Source organism: Arthrobacter sp. HS15c (assembly GCF_040812005.1).
Classification (GTDB): domain Bacteria; phylum Actinomycetota; class Actinomycetes; order Actinomycetales; family Micrococcaceae; genus Arthrobacter.
Genome location: NZ_JBFOHM010000002.1, coordinates 117880 through 137048 on the forward strand (window position 1 = coordinate 117880; position 19169 = coordinate 137048).

Below are 19169 nucleotides of genomic sequence, written 5' to 3' on the forward strand. Positions count from 1 at the left end.
TGCCACGGGGGCTCCGGCAAACCCGGCTTAAAAAGGTTCAGGACCCCTCCGGCGGAGGGGTCCTGAAAGATTCCTGGCGGTCTAGTCGATTGTTACGGGCGCTTTCTCGTGAAGCCGGCCCGTCTCGTCTTGCCAGTCGGAGCTCAACGGCTTGAGCGTTGACTCGACCGCGCGGGCATGGTGGCCGCAGAAGAGCAGCTCCCCGCCGGAGGACTCGAGTACAACACGGACATATGCCTGCGCTCCGCAGCGATCGCACCGGTCCAGTGCGTTGAGTGTGCGGTCTGCCACTGCTGTTGTCATTTCGGCCTCCTTAGTAGATCTGTATGTCTATGTAACCAGTATTCGTAGCAATTCCATCGCAAGGATGGGGCAAGTTCGCTGTACGCGTATCCGCAAGAATTCATCAAGGCGCGCTGACCTGATCACAAAACCATCACGAGTGGCCCCGCCCACACGCTCTGCCAGGAGTGGCAGACCGGCCTTCGGGGCCGGGCCGACTAGGCTAGGAAGGGCGCCGCAAGCGCCTGCTGTTACGTCACTGAAGGAGTTCACAACCCGTGGCACCAAGTTCTGATTACACCGCCCGGCACCTCTCCGTCCTGGAAGGCCTGGAAGCCGTCCGCAAGAGGCCGGGCATGTACATCGGCTCCACCGACTCCCGCGGCCTGATGCACTGCCTGTGGGAAATCATCGACAACTCCGTTGATGAGGCCCTGGCGGGCTTCGGCCACGACATCCAGATCATCCTGCACGCGGACAATTCCGTGGAGATCCACGATGACGGCCGCGGCATCCCCGTGGACGTGGAACCGAAGACGGGCCTCACCGGTGTTGAGGTGGTCTTCACCAAGCTGCACGCCGGCGGCAAGTTCGGCGGCGGCTCCTACACCGCTTCCGGCGGCCTCCACGGTGTGGGCGCCTCGGTGGTGAACGCGCTGTCCGCCCGCCTCGACGTAGAGGTGGACCGCGGCAGCAAGACCTACAAGATGTCCTTCCGGCGCGGCGAGCCGGGGCGTTTCAAGGACCAGGGCACCAAGGTGGATCCGGCCGCCACGTTTGCGCCCTTCGTGGACGGGTCCGTGCTGGACGTGATCGGCAAGGCAAAGCGCGGTGTCACGGGCACACGGATCCGCTACTGGGCGGACCGCCAGATCTTTACCCCGGACGCCAAGTTCTCCTACGACGAACTGGCCGCACGTGCCCGCCAGACCTCGTTCCTCGTGCCGGGACTCCAGCTCACCGTCCGCGACGAGCGCCGGCTGCCCGGCACACCGGGGGAGTCCGGCCCGCACGAAGAAGTGTTCCACCACGACGGCGGCATCTCCGAGTTCGTTGACTTCCTCGCCGCTGACCCGGCAGTAACGGACATCTGGCGGCTGCACGGCGCCGGCAAGTTCAAGGAAACCGTCCCGGTGCTGGACGAGCGTGGCCACAGCCAGCTTGCCGAGGTCGAACGCGACTGCGAAGTGGACGTGGCCCTGCGCTGGGGCATCGGCTACGACAGCGCGGTCCGCAGTTTCGTGAACATCATCTCCACGCCCAAGGGCGGAACGCACCAGTCCGGCTTTGAACAGGCCCTGGTCAAGACCTTCCGCAAGGCCGTGGAGAGCAACGCCCGCAAGCTCAAGGCCGGCAACGACAAGATCGACAAGGACGACATCTTCGCAGGCCTCACCGCCGTCCTGACCGTCCGCCTGGCAGAGCCCCAGTTCGAAGGCCAGACCAAGGAAATCCTGGGCACTTCGGCCGTGCGTGCCATCGTGGCCAAGGTGGTGGAGCAGGAGATTACGGCCAAACTCAACTCCGCCAACCGCAACGACAAGGCCCAGTCGGCTTTGCTGCTGGAGAAGATCGTCAGCGAGATGAAGTCCCGCATTTCGGCGCGGGTCCACAAGGAAACCCAGCGCCGGAAGAATGCGCTGGAGACCTCCTCCATGCCCACCAAGCTCGCGGATTGCCGCACTGACGACGTCGCGCGTTCCGAACTCTTCATCGTGGAAGGTGACTCCGCACTGGGAACGGCCAAGCTCGCCCGGTCCTCGGACTTCCAGGCACTGCTGCCCATCCGCGGGAAGATCCTCAACGTCCAGAAGGCTTCCGTGGGGGACATGCTGTCCAACGCCGAGTGTGCCGCCCTGATCCAGGTGGTGGGGGCCGGCTCCGGCCGCAGCTTCGACATCAGCGCCGCCCGCTATGGCAAGGTCATCCTGATGACCGACGCTGACGTGGACGGCGCCCACATCCGCACACTCCTGCTGACCCTGTTCTTTAGGTACATGCGGCCGATGATTGACGAGGGCCGGGTCTTCGCTGCCGTTCCGCCGCTGCACCGGGTTGAAGTAATTAACGCCGGCCAGAAGGCCAACGAGATGATCTACACGTATTCGGAAGCGGAGCTGCACGTCCTCCTGGCCCGGCTCGCCAAGGAAGGCAAGCGCTACAAGGAACCGATCCAGCGCTACAAGGGCCTGGGCGAAATGGACGCGGAGCAGCTGGCGGAGACCACCATGGATCCGCGGCACCGGACCCTGCGGAAGGTCGGCATCGAAAACGCCAAGCAGGCCGAGGACACGTTCGACCTCCTGATGGGCTCTGATGTCGCGCCGCGCAAGGACTTTATTATCGCCGGCGCAGCAAGCCTGGACCGGGAGCGGATCGACGCCTGACTCCATCGAGTGTCCCCACCGGCTCCCTCACCTCGCAAGCTCGGCCAGGGAACCCCGCCGGCGTGGGCCCACCGCCCTTTTGGGCGCCCAAAAGGGCGCTTGCGGAGCAATCGACAGGCCACCCGGCACTGAAGGAACGGCAACGTTTCGTCGGCGGAGCTGCCGGTCCTCAGCCCAGCAGGCCGGGTACGATCAGCAGTGCCGTGGGGAGCGCCAGAAGCAGGACGCAGCCCGCCAGGACGCTGCCACGGATAGCGGCAGGCAGTTGTGGCCGCGGCGAGAGCAGCCTGCTGACCCTGGAGGCCGTGGTCCGCGCAGAGTCGGACCCGGTGACGCCCGCCGCGGTTTCCAGGCCCTCAAGGGCCAGGCCGGCCGTACCGCTTGGCTGGAAACCGGCCCCGGCGCCCGATGAAGCCGAGCCACTGGCCACAATCGCAATGGCCTTGATGAGGGTAGCTTTGCTCTCGGTCTTCAGCGCGACGTCGTCGGCCAGCATCTCGATGAGCGAGTTCACCGACTCCTGCGCCAGCCGCGTGGTGGGAAGCCAGGGGAGCGCCTGCCGCCAGGCGGCGAACGCCCAGAGCAGGAGATGGTGGCGCTGGCTCAGGTGCGCGTTCTCATGAATCAGGACGGCGCGCAGCTCGGCCGGTTCCAGGGCTGCCATCAGGCCATCGGACAGCACGGTGACAGAGCGTGCGCCGCCGGGCAGGCAGTAGGCCACCGGCGAGTCATGGCTGATGACCACGGTTCCTGCCCCTTCGGTGGAGGGGGAGGCCAGCAGGGCAAGGAGTTCGCGGTGCCGCCGCCGCTGCCGTTCGATCTTGTAGTACGTGAGCAGCAGCGTGAAGACCAGGTGGGCGGTCAGCAGGGCCGCGGCTGACAGGGCAAAAAGATGCCAGAAGCCCAAGGCTGTGGTGGGGGCGTTAAACAGCACCATTCCCGCCAGGGCCCGCAGCCCGGCGATCAGGTTGTCCCCGATCGGTTCCAGGCCGTAGACCAGCATCGCGCCGATCATGGAGAGGCCACCCGCGAGGGCGATGGCCTGCCACAGAAGCATCGCGGTGAACGGCGACCGGGCAGGCCACTGCGCGCGGGAAAGAAAGATAGGCACCGGCCACGCCAGGACTATCGCAAGGACCGCCAGCAGGTATGAGGTCCAGAACATGGCCCGCTAGATGTGGCCGAGCAGTTTGCGCAGGGTTTCGGCTTCACTTTCCGTCACGGACCCGATAAACCTCGCCAGGACCGCTTCGCGGTCCGGGGCGGATCCCAATACCTCGTGCATGAGCTCGGCCGTGTGCTCCTCCCGGCTGGAAACGGCCTGGTAGCGGTGCGGCCGGGTTCCGCGCTCCCGCTCAACGAGGCCTTTCTTCTCCAGCCGTGAGAGCACAGTAAGGACGGTGGTGACCGCCAGTTCCTTGCCTTCATGCCCCGCCGCGCCGCCCGTTGCTTCCGTGCTTTGCGCCAGCAGATCGCGCAGGGTGTTTGCGGTGGCTGCTTCGTGGCCCGCCCAGAGCAGGTCCATCACTGCCCGTTCCAGTTCGCCAAGACTAGCCATTCCATACATCCTTTGATTCCCCGCACCGCGGACCCGCAGGCCGTGGTGACACCAGCTGAACACTACACTTACAAATTTACCGCGTTTCGGCTCCACTTTCTACGCCAAGTAGAACACCGGGCGCGCCGCAGCCTTGTGGGCCGGCCGCGATGATGGAACTGTTGGTTTACAGTGCCGTGCGCATTGTTCTACACTCGGTAGAAGTCAAGTTCTACGGAACGTAGAAAAGTTGAACCCGACAACAGTAGGGACTGCCTTGGACGCCTTGGAAATCGCACGCTGGCAATTCGGCATCACCACCGTCTACCACTTCATGATGGTGCCGCTGACCATCGGGCTCGGCCTGGTAGTGGCCATCATGCAGACCATGTGGCACCGCACGGGCAAGCAGGAGTACCTGCGGATGACCAAGTTCTGGGGCAAGCTTTTCCTGATCAACTTCATCATGGGCGTGGCCACCGGCATCGTCCAGGAGTTCCAGTTCGGCATGGCCTGGAGTGAATACAGCCGCTTTGTGGGCGACGTGTTCGGCGCCCCGCTGGCGCTGGAGGCACTCCTGGCGTTCTTTGTGGAATCCACGTTCCTGGGGCTCTGGATCTTCGGCTGGAAGCAGCTCAAGCCCGGCATCCACCTCGCCTGCCTCTGGATCGCCGTGGTCGGTTCCCTGTTCTCCGCCTACTTCATCATCGTGGCCAACAGCTGGATGCAGCACCCGGTGGGCGTGGAAATGATCGACGGCAGGCCGGTCATGACCGACGCCTGGGCCGTCTTCACCAACAACACAGCCCTCGTGGCCGTTCCGCACACCCTGATGGGCGCGCTGGCTGTGGCCGGCGGCTTCCTGCTGGGCATCGCCTGGTACCACCTCTGGCGGCGCCGGCGTGACGGCATAGACACCGTGGACGCTGACGGCAACGTCGTGCCCGGCGAGACGGACATTCCGGGCCGTGACCGGACCGACCACAAAGTCTGGATCCGCTCCCTCCGCATCGGCGCCGTCGTCGCGATGATCTCCTTCGCCGGCACCGCCCTCACCGGCGACCTGCAGGGCAAGCTGATGTTCGAGCAGCAGCCCATGAAGATGGCTGCGGCGGAGGCAGCGTGCCACGACGGCACCGGATTCTCCGTGCTCAGCGTCGGCAACCTCGGTTCCGGCAACTGTGACGACATCGTCGCCCTGATCGAAGTCCCGGGCATCCTCTCCTTCCTGGCCAAGGGGGACTTCACCACCGAGGTCAAGGGCGTCAACAGCCTCCTGGACCAGTACAAAGCCGACTACGGCACGCACCTGCCGGACAATCCGATCTACGGCGACCGCGCAGGCCAGGAGATCCAGTACGTCCCCGTCATGGAAGTGACCTACTGGGGCTTCCGGATGATGATCGGGTTCGGCGGCCTCGCCGCGCTGGCGGCGCTCGTCGCGCTGTGGGTGACACGCAAGGGAACAGTGCCCGAGTCCCGCTGGCTGATGCGGCTGGCCGTGTTTGGCATCCTGGCCCCGTTCGGCGCCAACGCCGCGGGATGGATCTTCACCGAAATGGGCCGGCAGCCCTTCGTTGTGGCCCCGAACCCGGACCTGAACGGCATTGACCAGGTGTTTATGTTCACCGCCGCCGCTGTCTCCCCGGGCGTTTCCGCCGGCGAACTGCTGACCTCCCTGGTGGTGCTGACTGCCGTCTACGCGCTCCTGCTGGTGGTGGAAGTGAAGCTGCTGGTCAAGTACATCCGCGGCGGCATCGTCTCGGCCATGCCCGAACTGGCCCACTCCCCGGTGGACGAAAACGAGGACGCCACACCCGGCGGCAAAGGCGGCCCGGGTCCCGGCAAACCGGCCGACGACGTCCTGGCATTCGCCTACTAAGAGCAGAGGAAACGCAAGAAATGGAACTGCTGCCCACCATCTGGTTTATTGCCATCGCAGTGCTGTGGACGGGATACCTCTTTCTGGAGGGTTTCGACCTCGGCGTGGGGATGCTCATGAAGCTTTTCGCCCGGAACAACACCGAGCGCCGCGTGCTGCTGAACACCATCGGCCCGGTCTGGGACGGCAACGAGGTCTGGCTCCTGACAGCAGGCGGCGCAACCTTCGCCGCGTTCCCGCTCTGGTACGCGTCCCTCTTCTCCGCCCTTTACCTGCCGCTGCTGGTGGTGCTCGTGGCGCTCATCTTCCGTGCCGTCGCCTTCGAATACCGCGGCAAGGTGGACAGCGACAGCTGGCGCGTACGCTGGGACTGGGCCATTGCCCTGGGCTCGTTCTTCGCCGCGTTCGGGGTCGGAGCAGCGCTGGCGCTCACCACCACCGGCCTGCCGCTCAACGCCAACGGTGACCGCGAAGGCGGCCCGTTCGCATGGTTCAGCGGATACGCCGTGCTGGGCGGGCTGGCCGTGGTCTGCTTCTCGCTGCTGCATGCCCTGGCGTTCCTCGCCCTGAAGACCGACGGCGATGTGCGGCACCGTGCGCGCCGCTGGTTCGTCCGCCTCCTGCCGGTCCTGCTCCTGCCGCTGGCCGGGTGGGCCGTCAGCGTCCAGCTCCTGGCAGGCAAGCCGTGGACGTTCGCCGCGGTGGCCGCAGCCGTGGTGGCCGCGGCAGCAGCCTGGTTCCTGGCCCGCCAGGGCGCCGAGGGACGGGCTTTCGCAGCGCTGGGAGCTTTCCTGGTCCTGGGCTCCGCCTCGATCTTCGGCGCCGTCTTCCCCGTGGTGCTGCCTTCCACGCTCAGCCCGGAATTCAACCTCACCATCTCCAACGCCTCATCCTCGGACTACACTCTGGGCCTGATGAGCATCGTGGCGGCCGTGGGGCTGCCGCTGGTCATTGCCTACCAGGCCTGGACCTACTGGGTGTTCCGCCGCCGCGTCAGCGCCGCCCACATCCCGGAGGCGCACAGCTTCCTTCCGGCCATCGCTGCCAAAGCCTTCACCACCAAGGGCTGAGCCGTGCGCCCAGGCTTCCCGTCCGGCCCTGTCACGCGCTCAGCCATCTACTGGCTCGGGTTCCTGGCGGCCCTGAAGGCCCTGTCCCTGGTCCTGATGGGGCAGGCGGTCGCGTCCATGCTCGCGGGCCTCACCGCCGCCGGCCCCGGCTGGCAGGACGGGATCGGATGGGGACTGGCCGGCGTCGTCCTGCGGTCCGTGACCGTCTGGGCCCAGGGCGTTGCCGCCCGCCGCGCCGCCCTGGGCGTCAAGGAGGAGCTGCGGAACGGACTGCTGGCACGTGCGCTGCGGAACGGGGCCCGCGCCACCGGCCCTGCGGACGGCGGCCTGGCAGTCTTGGCCACCCGGGGCCTGGATGCGCTGGACAGCTACTACACCCAGTTCCTGCCCGCACTGGTGAACTGCGCCGCCATTCCGCTGCTGCTCGGGGCGCGGATCCTGTTCGCCGACTGGGTCAGTGCCGTGGTGATCGTCCTGACCGTCCCGCTGGTCCCGCTCTTTATGGTCCTGATCGGCCGGTATACGGAGGACAACGTCCGGGCCGCCCAGGCCAGCCTGTCCCGGCTCTCCGCCCACATGCTGGAGCTGGCGAAAGGCCTTCCGGTGCTGGTGGGACTGGGACGCGCCACGGCCCAGCGCAAAGCCCTTGAGGAGATTTCCGAAGAATACCGTTCCCGGACCATGGGGACACTGCGCACCGCTTTCCTCTCCGCACTGGCCCTGGAGCTCATCGCCACCATCTCGGTGGCGGTGGTGGCCGTCTTCATCGGCGTGCGGCTCGTACACGGCGACATGCCGCTGGAGGCCGGACTCCTGGCCTTGATCCTCGCGCCGGACTGCTACCTCCCGCTCCGTGAGCTGGGCACCGCCCACCACGCCAGCGACGACGGCCGCGCTGCGCTCGCCGAAACAACCGCGGTCACCGCCGCGCCCGAGCCCCGACCCTTGCCGGCCGGCAACGCTCAGCCCCGGGCCGTGGAGTCCGACGGCGGCACGCCGGCTGCCGCGGCAGCCGGCGGGGGAGTGACCGTCACCGGCCTCGAAGTGACCTATGCGGGCAGGTCCGCACCCGCCGTCGGGCCCCTCACCTTCACAGCCCCACAGGGCAGGATCACCGCCCTGGATGGCCCCAGCGGCACGGGCAAAAGCACCGTGCTGGGAGTCCTGGCCGGGACGATCGGCGACGGCGCGGGAACCAGTGTCACCGGCCGGCTGGAGGGGTTCAGCCGGGACAGCATCGCGTGGGTTCCGCAGCATCCGGTGATGGTGCAGCCGACGGTCCTCGACGAAGTCCTGCTGTACCTGGCCGGCGGGGCCGGACCGGCCGGCCAAGCCGGGGCGCCGGAACCCGATGCAGCGGCGGCCCGTGAGTGCCTGGCCGCGGCTGCCGCCGGCCACCTGGCGTCCAAACACCCGGCCGAACTGAGCCCGGGGGAGCTGCGCCGCGTGGCACTGGCCCGCGGGCTGGCGCGCATCAGGTCCGGCGCCACGGTGCTCCTGCTCGACGAACCCACCGCGCACCTGGACGGCGCCTCGGCGGCCCGGGTGGAGGATGCCATCCTGGCGCTGCGGGGCCGGGTCACGGTGATCCTGGTGGCCCATGACGCACGGACGCGTGCCCTGGCGGACCACGTGGTTCCCGTCTCGGCACGGGGCTTGACGGATCCGTCCTTCCCGGCTTCCGGCGCACCGGCAACCCGCCCGGCCCGGGAACGCGCGGAAGCTGTCCTGCCGGCGCCCGGCATGGACGCGGAGGCCAACGTCGCCCCGGCCGGCGCAGTGCCGTCGGCCGAGGTCCGCGCCGGCGGGGACAGGACTCCCGCGACGGGTCTGCTCCTGGCCCGTCTCCTCGCGCCGGTCGCCGGCCGGTTCACCGGCGCCGCCGTGGTGGGAACGTTGGCGGCACTGTTCGCCGTCGGCCTGTCCGGGGTGTCCGGCTGGCTGATTATCCGCGCCAGCGAGCAGCCGCCCATCCTGTACCTGCTCACCGCCATCGTGGGCGTGCGGTTCTTCGGCATCGGTCGCGCCGTCCTGCGCTACTGGGAACGCCTGCTGGTGCACGACGCCGTGTTCGCCGCGCTCACCCGGCTCCGCGGACGCCTGTGGGAGTCACTGAGCCGCCGGGCGCTGTCCCTCCGCCGGCTCCTGCAGGGCGGCAACGTCCTCGGCTCGGTGATCAACGACGTCGACACCGTCCGGGACCTGCTCCCGCGCGTGGTCCTGCCGCCCCTGACCGCCGCCGCGGTGGCCGCGTCGGCGCTCACTGCGACAGGCCTGCTGGTGACGGCCGCGCTTCCCGCCGTGGCAGCTGCCGCCGCGGCCAGCCTGCTCCTGGCCCCTGCAGCGGCCCTGTGGGCAGACCGGAAGTCCGCAACGGCCGAACAGAGCCTGCGCGACGGCGTGCTCCGGCGCACGGCCGCGGCGCTGGACGCCAGGGCCGAGCTCCACGCCAACGGGGTGGCCGCCACAGTCCTCGCCGGCCTTGCCGCGGAGGACCGCGCAGCCACCCGGGCGTCCCAGCGGTCCGCCTGGGCCGAGGGCCTGGGGCAGGCGGTCACCACCGCAGCCTGCGGGGTGGCTGCACTGGCTGCCGCCGTCATGGGCGCGCCGCAGGTGCTGGACGGATCGCTGGCGCCCGCCACGCTGGCCGTGGTCGTCCTGCTGCAGCTGGCGCTGGTGGAACCCTACGCAGCCATGATGACGGCGGTCCGCCAGTTCCCGGCATTCCGCACGGTCCTGCGCCGGATCGGCCGGTCCGGCGCCCTCGCCGGCACCCCGGCGGCAGCCACTGCCACTGCCCCCGCCGCCGACGGCACAGCAGCCGACTGCGTCGTTCGCGTTGCCGCCCGTGCCGGCGCAGTCCCGGGGCTGGAGCTTGATGGTGTGGCGGCAGCCTGGCCCGGCGGGGATCCCGTGTTCACGGGGCTGGGCGCGGTGGCCGCGCCCGGACGCTGGCTGGCTGTCACCGGGCAGTCCGGGGCCGGGAAGTCCACCCTGCTGGCCGTGCTGCTTGGCTTCCTTCCACCGTCCGCCGGCCAGGTCCGTGTCACCGGGCGGGCCGCCTGGTGCCCGCAGGAGGCGCACCTGTTCGACTCCACGGTGCGCGGGAACCTGCTGCTGGGCCGCGCCACGGCGGATGACCCGGACGCAGCTGACGGCGACATGGCAGCCGCCCTTGCCGCCGTCGGCCTCAGCGGGCTCGTCTCCCGCCTGCCGGCAGGACTGGACACCCGGATCGGGCCGGGAGGGTCGTTCCTCAGCGGCGGGGAACGGCAGCGGCTGGCAGTTGCCCGGACGCTGATGACCGGGGCCGAGGTCATCCTCCTGGACGAACCGACGGCCCACCTCGACGCCGAAGCCGGACGCGCCATGCTGGCAGACCTGCGCTACGGCCTGGCGGACCGCACGGTGGTCCTGGTGACCCACAACCTGGCCGACATCCACCCGGAGGACGACGTGCTTGAACTTTCCCCGCGGCGGGTACAGGATGCGGAGCAGCTCGCCGGCATGGTGCCGGCACCGTGACGGCGCTACGCCGGGTAGGGCGGGCCGAACCAGGTGGTCAGCGCCTCTGCGAGGCCCGGCTGCGTGGGGCCGCCCGCCCAGGCAACGTAGCCGTCGGGCCGGATCAGGACCGCTGAGGGCGCAGCGACCGCCCCGAGCGCCGGTAGCTCCCACGCACCAGCGTAGGAGGCGTCGACCAACTGGACCCGGTCCGGCCGCGGAACGGCATCGAAGCAGCCAGGCTCACCGAGGTTGAGCAGCACCGGCCGGGCGCTGTGCAGCAAGGTGAAGACCCGCAGCTGGCCGTCGGCGGTGACGAGGTCGAGATCGGGCATGCGGCGTCCATTCAGCGGGTGTCCTTCGCCGAGGTCGTAGTGGATGTCCAAGCCGGACATCATCGCGGCGTAGCGCTTGCGCGGCTCGTCCATGCCGAGCAGCTCGGCCACGGTGTCCCGCAGGGCTTCCGTGCGCTCGTCCGGGCGGCGCAGCGCGACCTGCGCCATGGAATTGCGCAGAACGCGGGCAGCGACCGGATGCCGCTCTGCATGGTAGCTGTCCAGCAGGCTGTCCGGGGAAGTCCCCTTGACCACCTGGGCCAGCTTCCAGCCCAGGTTCACCGCATCCTGCACGCCGGTGTTGAGCCCCTGCCCGCCATCCGGGGCATGCACATGTGCGGCGTCGCCGGCCAGCAGGACCCGCCTGTCCCGGTAGGCAGCGGCCTGCCGGGTCATATCGGTGAACCTGGAGATCCAGGTGGGGCTGTGTATCCCGTAGTCGGTCCCGTAGACGGCGATGAGGCCCTCACTGAGGTCGCGCAGCGTGGGCTCTCCCGTGCCGACCTGCGGTTCGGTCAGCATGACCCCAACCGTCCCCCCGGGCTTGTAGACGACTTCGCCGTCCTTGATCTCGTACTCCTCCTTGCCGAGGGCGTGCGTGCCCGAGGGCGTGCGGCGGATGCCCAGTTCCGGTTCCTCGGCCATCTCCACCTGGGCGAGCAGGCTGCTGGTGGTCGGATCCCAGCCGGGGAACCCGATGCCGGCTGCTTTCCTGACCAGGCTGCGCCCGCCGTCGCAGCCGATGAGATACTCCGCCCGCAGCGACAGGCCGTCGGACAGCCGGATGTCGACGCCGGTGGTGTCCTGCACGAAACCGGTCACCTCGCGTGCCCGATAGAACCTCACCGGCAGCTCAGCGACCCAGCCGGCCAGGATCCGTTCGATGTGTTTTTGCCACAGCCCGAGCACGTAGTTGTGCCGGGTGGGAAAGTCGCTGAGGTCCAGGCGTGCCGGTCCGAAACCCGCGGCCCGGACCACCTGCCCCTCGGCGAGGAACCGGTCGGCGATTCCGCGCTGGTCAAGAACCTCCAGGGTCCGTGAGTGCAGGCCGCCTGCCCGCGAGCCGGGGAGGTCCTGGTTGGGGCGCCGCTCGACAACGGCGACGTCGGCTCCTGCCAGCGCCAATTCGGCCGCGAGCATCAGCCCCGTGGGACCTCCTCCGGCGATCACCACTTCGTGCTCAGTATGTGTCGGTTTCAACCCAGTCATGTCCTGCTCCCGTTCCCTGCTTTCCGGCGTCCGGCGATTATCCGCCCGGCACGGGGGCTTGCCGCAAGCCCCCGTGCCGGGCGTAGATTGGAAATATAAGGATGAACTGGCGCCTGCGTTAACCTGTTTGCATGAACCAGGACCTCACAGTGGACTTCCCGGGGCTTCAGTGGAGGCCTGCGACGGCAGCCGACGTACAGGCCTGGGCGGCGCTGATCGCGCGGACCGCCGCCGTGGAAAATCCCGTCTGGTACGAGCGCGAGGCTGACCTGCAGCAGCATGTGGAATCCCGGAAAAACCCGCCCGCGGAAAACACCATCTTCGGCCTGGACAACGACGGCGTTCCCCGGGCCTACGCGCGGATCTCCAGGAATCCGGGATCCGGGAAAGCCCATGGGTTCGGCTGCGTGGACCCTGGCTGGCAGCGCCGCGGCGTGGGCAGGGCGCTGATGTGCTGGCTGGAGGAACGCACACGGCGACGGTTCGCGGAAGACCCTGCCGACGGCGGCACGCAACGGGCGCCGTTGTTGAGGATCGGCACCGAGCAGCAGCACCGCCACCAGGCCAGGCTGCTGGAGTCGGCCGGGTTCACGGTGGTGCGCTACTTCAATGAGATGCACCGGCCCCTGGACCGGCCGGTGCCGGCCAACCTCCTCTCCGGCGGCCTGGAACTGGCCGGCATGGGGCCGGACTTGCATGAGGCAGTGCGCGTTGCGCACAACCAAGCTTTCCGCGACCACTGGGGCAGCGAACCGCGGGACGAGGAGTACTGGCATTTCACGGTGAACCATCCGCTGGCCCGCCCGGACCTGAGCACGGTGGTCCTGGACAGCGCCACAAGGGAAGTGGCCGGCTATCAGCTGGCCAGCCACGACCCCGACATCGCTGTCCAGCGCGGCATCCGCGAGGGCTATACCGAACTGCTCGGCGTGCGCCGCGAGTACCGCGGCAGGGGGATCGCCCAGGCCCTGCTTGCCGATGCCATGCGCCGCTTCACCGACGCGGGCATGGATGTGGCCTCACTGGACGTCGATTCGGAAAACCCCACGGGCGCGCTGGCCCTCTACACCAAAATGGGGTATCAGGCGGTCAACACCAGCATGGCGTGGGACAAGGAGCTCTGAGCCCGCTCAGCCGTCGACGTCGTGGAGGTGGTGGACGACGTCGTGCAGGAAGTACTGCGCCAGGGTCAGGACTGTGAACTCAGAGCCGTTGCTGCGCAGGCCCTTCCGGCCCCACTCGGCCTGCCTCACACCGGCGAATGACTCCGCAACCTGCTGGCCTTCGGCCGTCAGCTCGGCGCTGACCACCGCCGGGTCAGCGCCGGCGTAGTCCTTCTCAATGGCGGTGAGGTCCTGGTCCCAGTTCTCGAACCGGGCGTCGTCATCGTCGAGCATCAGGTTCAGGCGCTGGTCAAACAGGCTGAACACGTCGCGGACGTGGCAGGCATATTCCAGCGCAGACCACGTTTCGTCGTCTGGCCGCTCGGCCGCGTCGGGGCGGCGGAGGACGGCCCGCCACCGCGGCAGCATGTTCTCAACGGTCCGTCCCACGGTGGCCGGCGTGGCCGTCGACGCGTCAAAGGAACACTCCGGGCAGGGCCGGGTCAGGACCCAGGTCCAGTCTTTTTCATCAGGAACGATAGGCATGGCAGCAGTCTAGGACGGATCCGGCCAGGCCATGGCAGGACCCACCACATCGACGGGCTGGGACAGCGGGATGCCGGACCCGTCACGCCTGCCGTGCTCCTGCGGCAGGGAACGCGCCACCCCGGCGGCCGAGGCTGCCTTCGCCGGACCGTGTCCGGCCCAGCCCAGGAGCAGCGTGTCTTCGCCCTTGAGGAACCGGTGCGCCCGGACGCCGGCGGTGGCGCGGCCCTTGGCAGGGTATTCGGCGAAGGCCGTCACCTTGGCCGCTCCCGGTGCGGTCCCGGGCAGCGCCCCGTTGGTCCCGGCGATGGTGACCACCACGGCGTCGTCGTCCCCGGGCGCCACTGCGCCGAAGAACACCACCTGGTCATCGGAAGCCAGCTTGATGCCGGCCATGCCGCCGGCCGTCCTGCCCTGCGGCCTGACAGCCCCCGCAGCGAAACGGAGCAACTGGGCCTGGCGGGTCAGGAACACGAGGTCGGACTCTTCGGACCCGGCAGGGGCCACACCCACCACCTCGTCCTTGTCCTTGAGGGCGATGATCTCCCAGTCCTCGCGGTTCAGGGGGTAGTCGGGCTGGACGCGCTTCACCACGCCCTGGGCGGTGCCGATGGCCAGGACCTGGTCCAGCGGCGCAAACGCCACCAGCGTTTCGCCCTTGAGCAGTGTGATGAATTCCTTGGCCTGGACGCCGCCGGCGAGGTTTGGCAGACCGGACATCGGGGGCAGGACCGGCATGTCCATGACCTGCAGCCGCAGCATGCGGCCCTGCGACGTCACGGCGGCAATCTCGCCGCGGGCCGAGGTCTTGACAACTGATAAAAAGACGTCGTGCTTGGACCGCGGGCCGGACTCAGCCAGGGGCTCCTGGTTGGACGTGCGGGCGATCTGCCCGGACGCCGTCAGGATCGCCCAGCAGGGGTCATCGGCGATTTCCAGCGCCAGCGGCGCGGCCTTGCCTTTGCCGTTGGGTGCGGCGAGGGCAGCGGCCACTGTGGGGGAGACGGCTTCGGACTCGAGCAGCACCGTGCGGCGCGGGGTGCCATACTTCTCCGCGATTTCACCCAGTTCACTGGAGACCAGTTCCCGGAGCCGTTCCTCGGAACCGAGTATGGCTTCCAGCTCGGCGATCTCGCGGCGCAGCTCGTCCTGTTCCTTTTCCAGCTCAATCCGGGAGAACTTGGTCAGCTGGCGCAGGCGCAGTTCCAGGATGTAGTTCGCCTGGATCTCGGTGAGGTCGTAGATGGACATCAGCCGTACACGGGCGGCCGCGGCCTCGTCGGAGGAACGGATGATCTGGATGACCTCGTCGATGTCCACGATGGCCACCAGCAGGCCCTCCACCAGGTGCAGGCGGTCCTTCTTCTTGCCGAGGCGGAAGGCGGTGCGGCGGCGGACGACGTCGATGCGGTGGCCCACATACACGGTGAGCAGCGCCACGAGCCCCAGGGTCTGCGGCTGGCCGTCCACCAGGGTCACGTTGTTGATGCCGAAGGAGTCTTCCATCGGGGAGTAGCGGTACAGCTGCTGCAGCACGGCGTTGGGGTTGAACCCGTTCTTCAGCTCGATGACCAGGCGCAGCCCGTGCTTGCGGTCGGTCAGGTCAACGATGTCGCTGATGCCGGTCAGTTTCTTGCCGTTGACGGCGTCCTTGATCTTCTCGATCACCTTTTCCGGCCCCACCATGTAGGGCAGTTCGGTGACCACCAGGCCGGTGCGGCGGGCCGACAGCTGTTCGATCTCCACCTTGGCGCGGGTCTTGAAGGAGCCGCGGCCGGTGGCGTAGGCGTCGCGGATGCCGTCCAGGCCCACGATCCGGCCGCCGGTGGGCAGGTCCGGGCCGGGGACAAAACGCATCAGGTCATCCAGCGTGGCGTCCGGGTGCGCGATCAGGTGCCGCGCGGCGGAGATGACCTCCACCAGGTTGTGCGGGGCCATGTTCGTGGCCATGCCCACCGCGATGCCGGTGGCGCCGTTGACCAGCAGGTTGGGGAACGCCGCCGGAAGGACGTCCGGCTGGGTCAGCTGGTTGTCGTAGTTGGGGACGAAGTCCACCACGTCTTCGTCGAGGTGGTCCGTGAGGGTCAGCGCCGCCGCCGCGAGCCGGGCCTCCGTGTACCGAGGGGCCGCCGGGCCGTCGTCGAGCGAGCCGAAGTTGCCGTGCCCGTCGATCAGGGGGAGCCGCAGCGAAAAGTCCTGGGCCATGCGCACCATGGCGTCGTAGATGGCCGTATCGCCATGGGGGTGCAGCTTGCCCATGACCTCGCCCACCACGCGGGCGCTCTTGACGTGGCCGCGGTCCGGCCGGAGGCCCATCTCGCTCATCATGTACAGGATCCGCCGCTGCACCGGCTTGAGGCCGTCACGGGCGTCAGGCAGGGCCCGGGAGTAGATCACCGAATAGGCGTACTCCAGGAAGGAGCCTTCCATCTCGGACGTGACATCGATATCCACGATGTTCTCGGTGAAGGGGCTGGAATCCACTGCGGGGGCTGGACTTTGGCGGCGGGCCATGGGGCTGGTAAATCCTTCTGGGGGTACTGGATCTGGCACTGATTGGCCGCACCGGGGTGTGCGGCGGGAGTTTTTGGCTAGGCTAAGCCTATGGTGGATCAGCCCGGGGACGGCGTATATCCGGAATATTGGGAAGCCGATGTCGTCCTGCGGGACGGCGGAACCGCCCATCTGAGGCCCATCCACCCCGCCGATGCCGACGCCGTGCAGGCCTTCCACACCGGCCAGTCCCAGGACTCCATCTACATGCGGTTCTTCGCCTTCAAGGCCAGGCTCTCCAGCAAGGAGCTCAAGCGCTTCACGGAGGTGGACTACAAGGACCGGGTGGCGTTCGTGATCACCATCGGCGGCGAGATCATCGGGATCGGCCGCTACGACCGGCTCGATGATCCCACCGAGGCCGAGGTCGCCTTCAACATCGCGGACGCGCACCAGGGCAGGGGCATCGGCTCCATCCTGCTGGAGCATCTCGCCGCAGCCGCCCAGGAAAACGGGATCCGCCGGTTCAGCGCCGAGGTGCTGCCGGAGAACCGGAAAATGCTGATGGTCTTCTCCGACGCCGGATATGACGTCAAACGCCATTTCGACGACGGCGTGGTCAGCCTCGAATTCAACATCGGCCCCACGGACAAATCCCGAGCGGTGATGGAGTCCCGCGAGCACCGCGCCGAGGCGAGGAGCGTCCGGGACCTGCTGGCGCCGTCGTCCATTGCCGTGATCGGGGCCAGCCGCAAATGGGGGACGGTAGGCCACCAGCTGCTGGAGCACATCATCGAAGGCGGCTTCGCGGGGCCTGTCTACGCCATCAATCCCGAAGCGCTGGAGCTCGCCGGCATGCTGTCCTTCGGCAGGCTGTCCGAGGTTCCCGGCCCGGTGCAGCTCGCGGTCATCGCGGTCCCGTATGAGGAAGTCCCCGCCGTGGTGGACGACTGCGCCGCCGCCGGCGTCAAGGGGGTGGTGGTCGCCTCCGCAGGCTTCGCTGACGACGGCGAACGCGGCCTCGCCCGCCAGCGCGACCTGGTCCGCAAGGCACGGGCCAACGGGATGCGCGTGATCGGCCCCGCCTCGCTGGGCGTCGTCAACACCCACCCGGACGTATCGCTGAACGCCTCCATGGCGCCCACCCTGCCGCGGCGGGGCGGCCTAGGCCTGTTCAGCCAGTCAGCCGCCATCGGGGTGTCCCTCTACGCCGCGTCCAGCAGGCGCCGGATGGGAGTCTCCACCTTCCTGTCGGCGGGCAACAGGGCGGACGTCTCCGGAAACGACATGATGCAGTTCTGGGAGGACGACGCCGACACCGCCGCGGTCGCCCTGTACCTGGAGTCGATCGGCAACCCCCGCAAGTTCTCCCGCCTCGCGCGGCGGCTGGCGCGCACCAAACCGGTGATCGTGGCCAAGTCCGAGTCCATGGGCCTGCGCCTGCCGCCCGGGCATGCCGTCCGCACCACCCAGGCGCCCGCCGGTGCCCTGGATGCCATGATGCGCCAGTCAGGGGTCATCAGGGTGGAAACCATCGAACAGCTCATGGACGTGGCCCAGATCGTGGCCGGGCAGCCGCTGCCGGCAGGCCCGGAACTGGCCATCCTCAGCAACTCGCAGGCCCTGGCCAAAGTCGTGGCGGACAGTGCCCTGGCCCAGGGCCTGGGCGTGGGTTCGCTGGTCACCGGCCTGGACCTCGACGCCGGCATGTCGCTCGCACTGCCGGCCCTCCGGCGCAGCCTCCAGGACACCCTGGCGTCCGAGCACGTCCACGCCGTCGTAGCGGCCCTGCTCCCGGCGCGCGGCCTCACCGTGGAAAGCATCGCCGGAGTCCTGGCCGAATGTGCCGCGGAAGCAGGCAAACCCGTGGTGGCTGCCTTCACCGGCATCCTTGACCCGTCCATCTATGTGGAAGGGATGGTGGGTGAGGCACCTGCCGTCCCGTGCTTTTCCAACCCCGGGGCGGCCGTGGCGGCGCTCGCAGCCGTGGTCCGGTACGCCGAATGGGTTGCGCGGGACCACGGCCACTTTGTGGAACCCGTCGGATGCGACCCCGACGGCGCCCGCGCCAGACTGGAGCTCTTGCTCGCGGACGTCCACGGCGAGCAGCTCAAACAGCTCGACCAGGACGCGGCAGCTTCGCTCCTGCAGTATTACGGGATCAGCGTCCTGCCGTCCCTCGGTTTCGAAACCGAAGACCAGGCCGTCGACGCGGCCCAGGCGCTGGGATGGCCCGTCGCCCTCAAAACCACCGACCCGGCACTCCGGCACCGTTTGGACTTGGGCGGCGTGCGCCTGGGCATCGAGGACGCCGAATCGCTGCGCCACAACATCGTGCAGATGCGGCGCTCCCTGGCATCGTACGGCCCGGCGTCGCTTGAGGTGCAGTCCATGGCCCCGGTGGGGCAGGCCTGCACGTTCCGGGCCATCGAAGACCCGCTGCTGGGCCCCGTCGTCTCGTTCGGCCTGGCCGGAGACGCCGTCAACCTGCTGGACGACTGGGCCCACCGTACGCCGCCCCTGTCCGCAGCCGATGTCAAGGACTTCATCCGGAGCCCGCGGGCCGCCCGCAAGCTCTTCGGCTACCAGGGCCTGCCCGCCGTGGATGTGGCTGCACTGGAGGAACTCGCCGGCCGGCTCGCCTGGATGAAGGACAACCACCCCGAGATTGCGCTGGTCGATTTCAACCCCGTGCTCTGCGGCACGCAGGGAGTTGCCATCCTCGCCGCGGACGTTCGAATCGGGAACGCGGCCCAGCGGACGGACAGCGCCCGCCGGGCCATGCTGGGGTAGCCGCAGTTAGCAAGTCCCCGGCCGATCT

Annotated in this window: 12 protein-coding genes; 6 read left to right on the forward strand and 6 right to left on the reverse strand. The window is 68.4% G+C overall.

The annotated features are described in order from the left end of the window. Positions 1-81: 81 nt before the first annotated feature. A complete protein-coding gene (locus tag ABV518_RS03560; RefSeq protein ID WP_367765430.1) occupies positions 82-303 on the reverse strand; it encodes a hypothetical protein in 222 nt (73 codons plus the stop codon). A 257-nt stretch (positions 304-560) separates the two neighbouring features. On the opposite strand from ABV518_RS03560, the gene ABV518_RS03565 reads away from it, so the two are divergent. Continuing rightward, positions 561-2669 (forward strand): type IIA DNA topoisomerase subunit B, encoded by a 2109-nt coding sequence (locus ABV518_RS03565; RefSeq protein ID WP_367765431.1) that lies wholly within the window; start codon positions 561-563, stop codon positions 2667-2669. 169 nt (positions 2670-2838) lie between these two features. On the opposite strand, the gene ABV518_RS03570 is transcribed toward ABV518_RS03565, so the two are convergent. Together ABV518_RS03570 and ABV518_RS03575 are read right to left on the reverse strand one after the other, a co-directional pair. Beyond that, the gene (locus ABV518_RS03570; RefSeq protein WP_367765432.1) at positions 2839-3834 is read right to left on the reverse strand and encodes a M56 family metallopeptidase; all 996 of its coding nucleotides are present in this window, start codon (positions 3832-3834) and stop codon (positions 2839-2841) included. A 6-nt stretch (positions 3835-3840) separates the two neighbouring features. After that, positions 3841-4227, reverse strand: coding sequence for a BlaI/MecI/CopY family transcriptional regulator (locus ABV518_RS03575; RefSeq protein ID WP_367765433.1), 387 nt, complete (start codon positions 4225-4227; stop codon positions 3841-3843). 256 nt (positions 4228-4483) lie between these two features. Between ABV518_RS03575 and ABV518_RS03580 the strand changes: the two genes are divergently transcribed. Genes ABV518_RS03580 through cydD form a run of 3 tightly spaced genes read left to right on the forward strand, consistent with a single transcriptional unit; the run spans position 4484 to position 10683 of the window. Then, entirely contained in the window at positions 4484-6088 is a 1605-nt protein-coding gene (locus ABV518_RS03580; protein ID WP_367765434.1) for a cytochrome ubiquinol oxidase subunit I, read from the forward strand. Positions 6089-6108: 20 nt separating this feature from the next. Continuing rightward, on the forward strand, positions 6109-7158 hold the full coding sequence (gene cydB, locus ABV518_RS03585; RefSeq protein WP_367765435.1) for a cytochrome d ubiquinol oxidase subunit II: 1050 nt from the start codon (positions 6109-6111) through the stop codon (positions 7156-7158). A 3-nt stretch (positions 7159-7161) separates the two neighbouring features. Continuing rightward, entirely contained in the window at positions 7162-10683 is a 3522-nt protein-coding gene (gene cydD / locus ABV518_RS03590) for a thiol reductant ABC exporter subunit CydD (RefSeq protein WP_367765436.1), read from the forward strand. Between the two features lie 5 nt (positions 10684-10688). Here the strand turns inward: cydD and ABV518_RS03595 are convergent, their stop codons facing one another. Beyond that, positions 10689-12206 carry an FAD-dependent monooxygenase gene (locus tag ABV518_RS03595; RefSeq protein ID WP_367765438.1) on the reverse strand — a complete coding sequence of 506 codons (1518 nt, stop codon included), beginning with the start codon at positions 12204-12206 and terminating at the stop codon, positions 10689-10691. 131 nt (positions 12207-12337) lie between these two features. On the opposite strand from ABV518_RS03595, the gene ABV518_RS03600 reads away from it, so the two are divergent. Continuing rightward, positions 12338-13330 (forward strand): GNAT family N-acetyltransferase, encoded by a 993-nt coding sequence (locus tag ABV518_RS03600; RefSeq protein WP_367765439.1) that lies wholly within the window; start codon positions 12338-12340, stop codon positions 13328-13330. Between the two features lie 6 nt (positions 13331-13336). Here the strand turns inward: ABV518_RS03600 and ABV518_RS03605 are convergent, their stop codons facing one another. Continuing rightward, positions 13337-13855 (reverse strand): DinB family protein, encoded by a 519-nt coding sequence (locus tag ABV518_RS03605; protein WP_131134259.1) that lies wholly within the window; start codon positions 13853-13855, stop codon positions 13337-13339. Positions 13856-13864: 9 nt separating this feature from the next. Further along, positions 13865-16369 (reverse strand): DNA topoisomerase (ATP-hydrolyzing) subunit A, encoded by a 2505-nt coding sequence (locus ABV518_RS03610; RefSeq protein ID WP_367765440.1) that lies wholly within the window; start codon positions 16367-16369, stop codon positions 13865-13867. Positions 16370-16459: 90 nt separating this feature from the next. Here ABV518_RS03610 and ABV518_RS03615 point away from each other — a divergent pair, with 90 nt between their 5' ends. Beyond that, positions 16460-19141, forward strand: coding sequence for a GNAT family N-acetyltransferase (locus tag ABV518_RS03615; protein WP_367765441.1), 2682 nt, complete (start codon positions 16460-16462; stop codon positions 19139-19141). Positions 19142-19169: the final 28 nt, after the last annotated feature.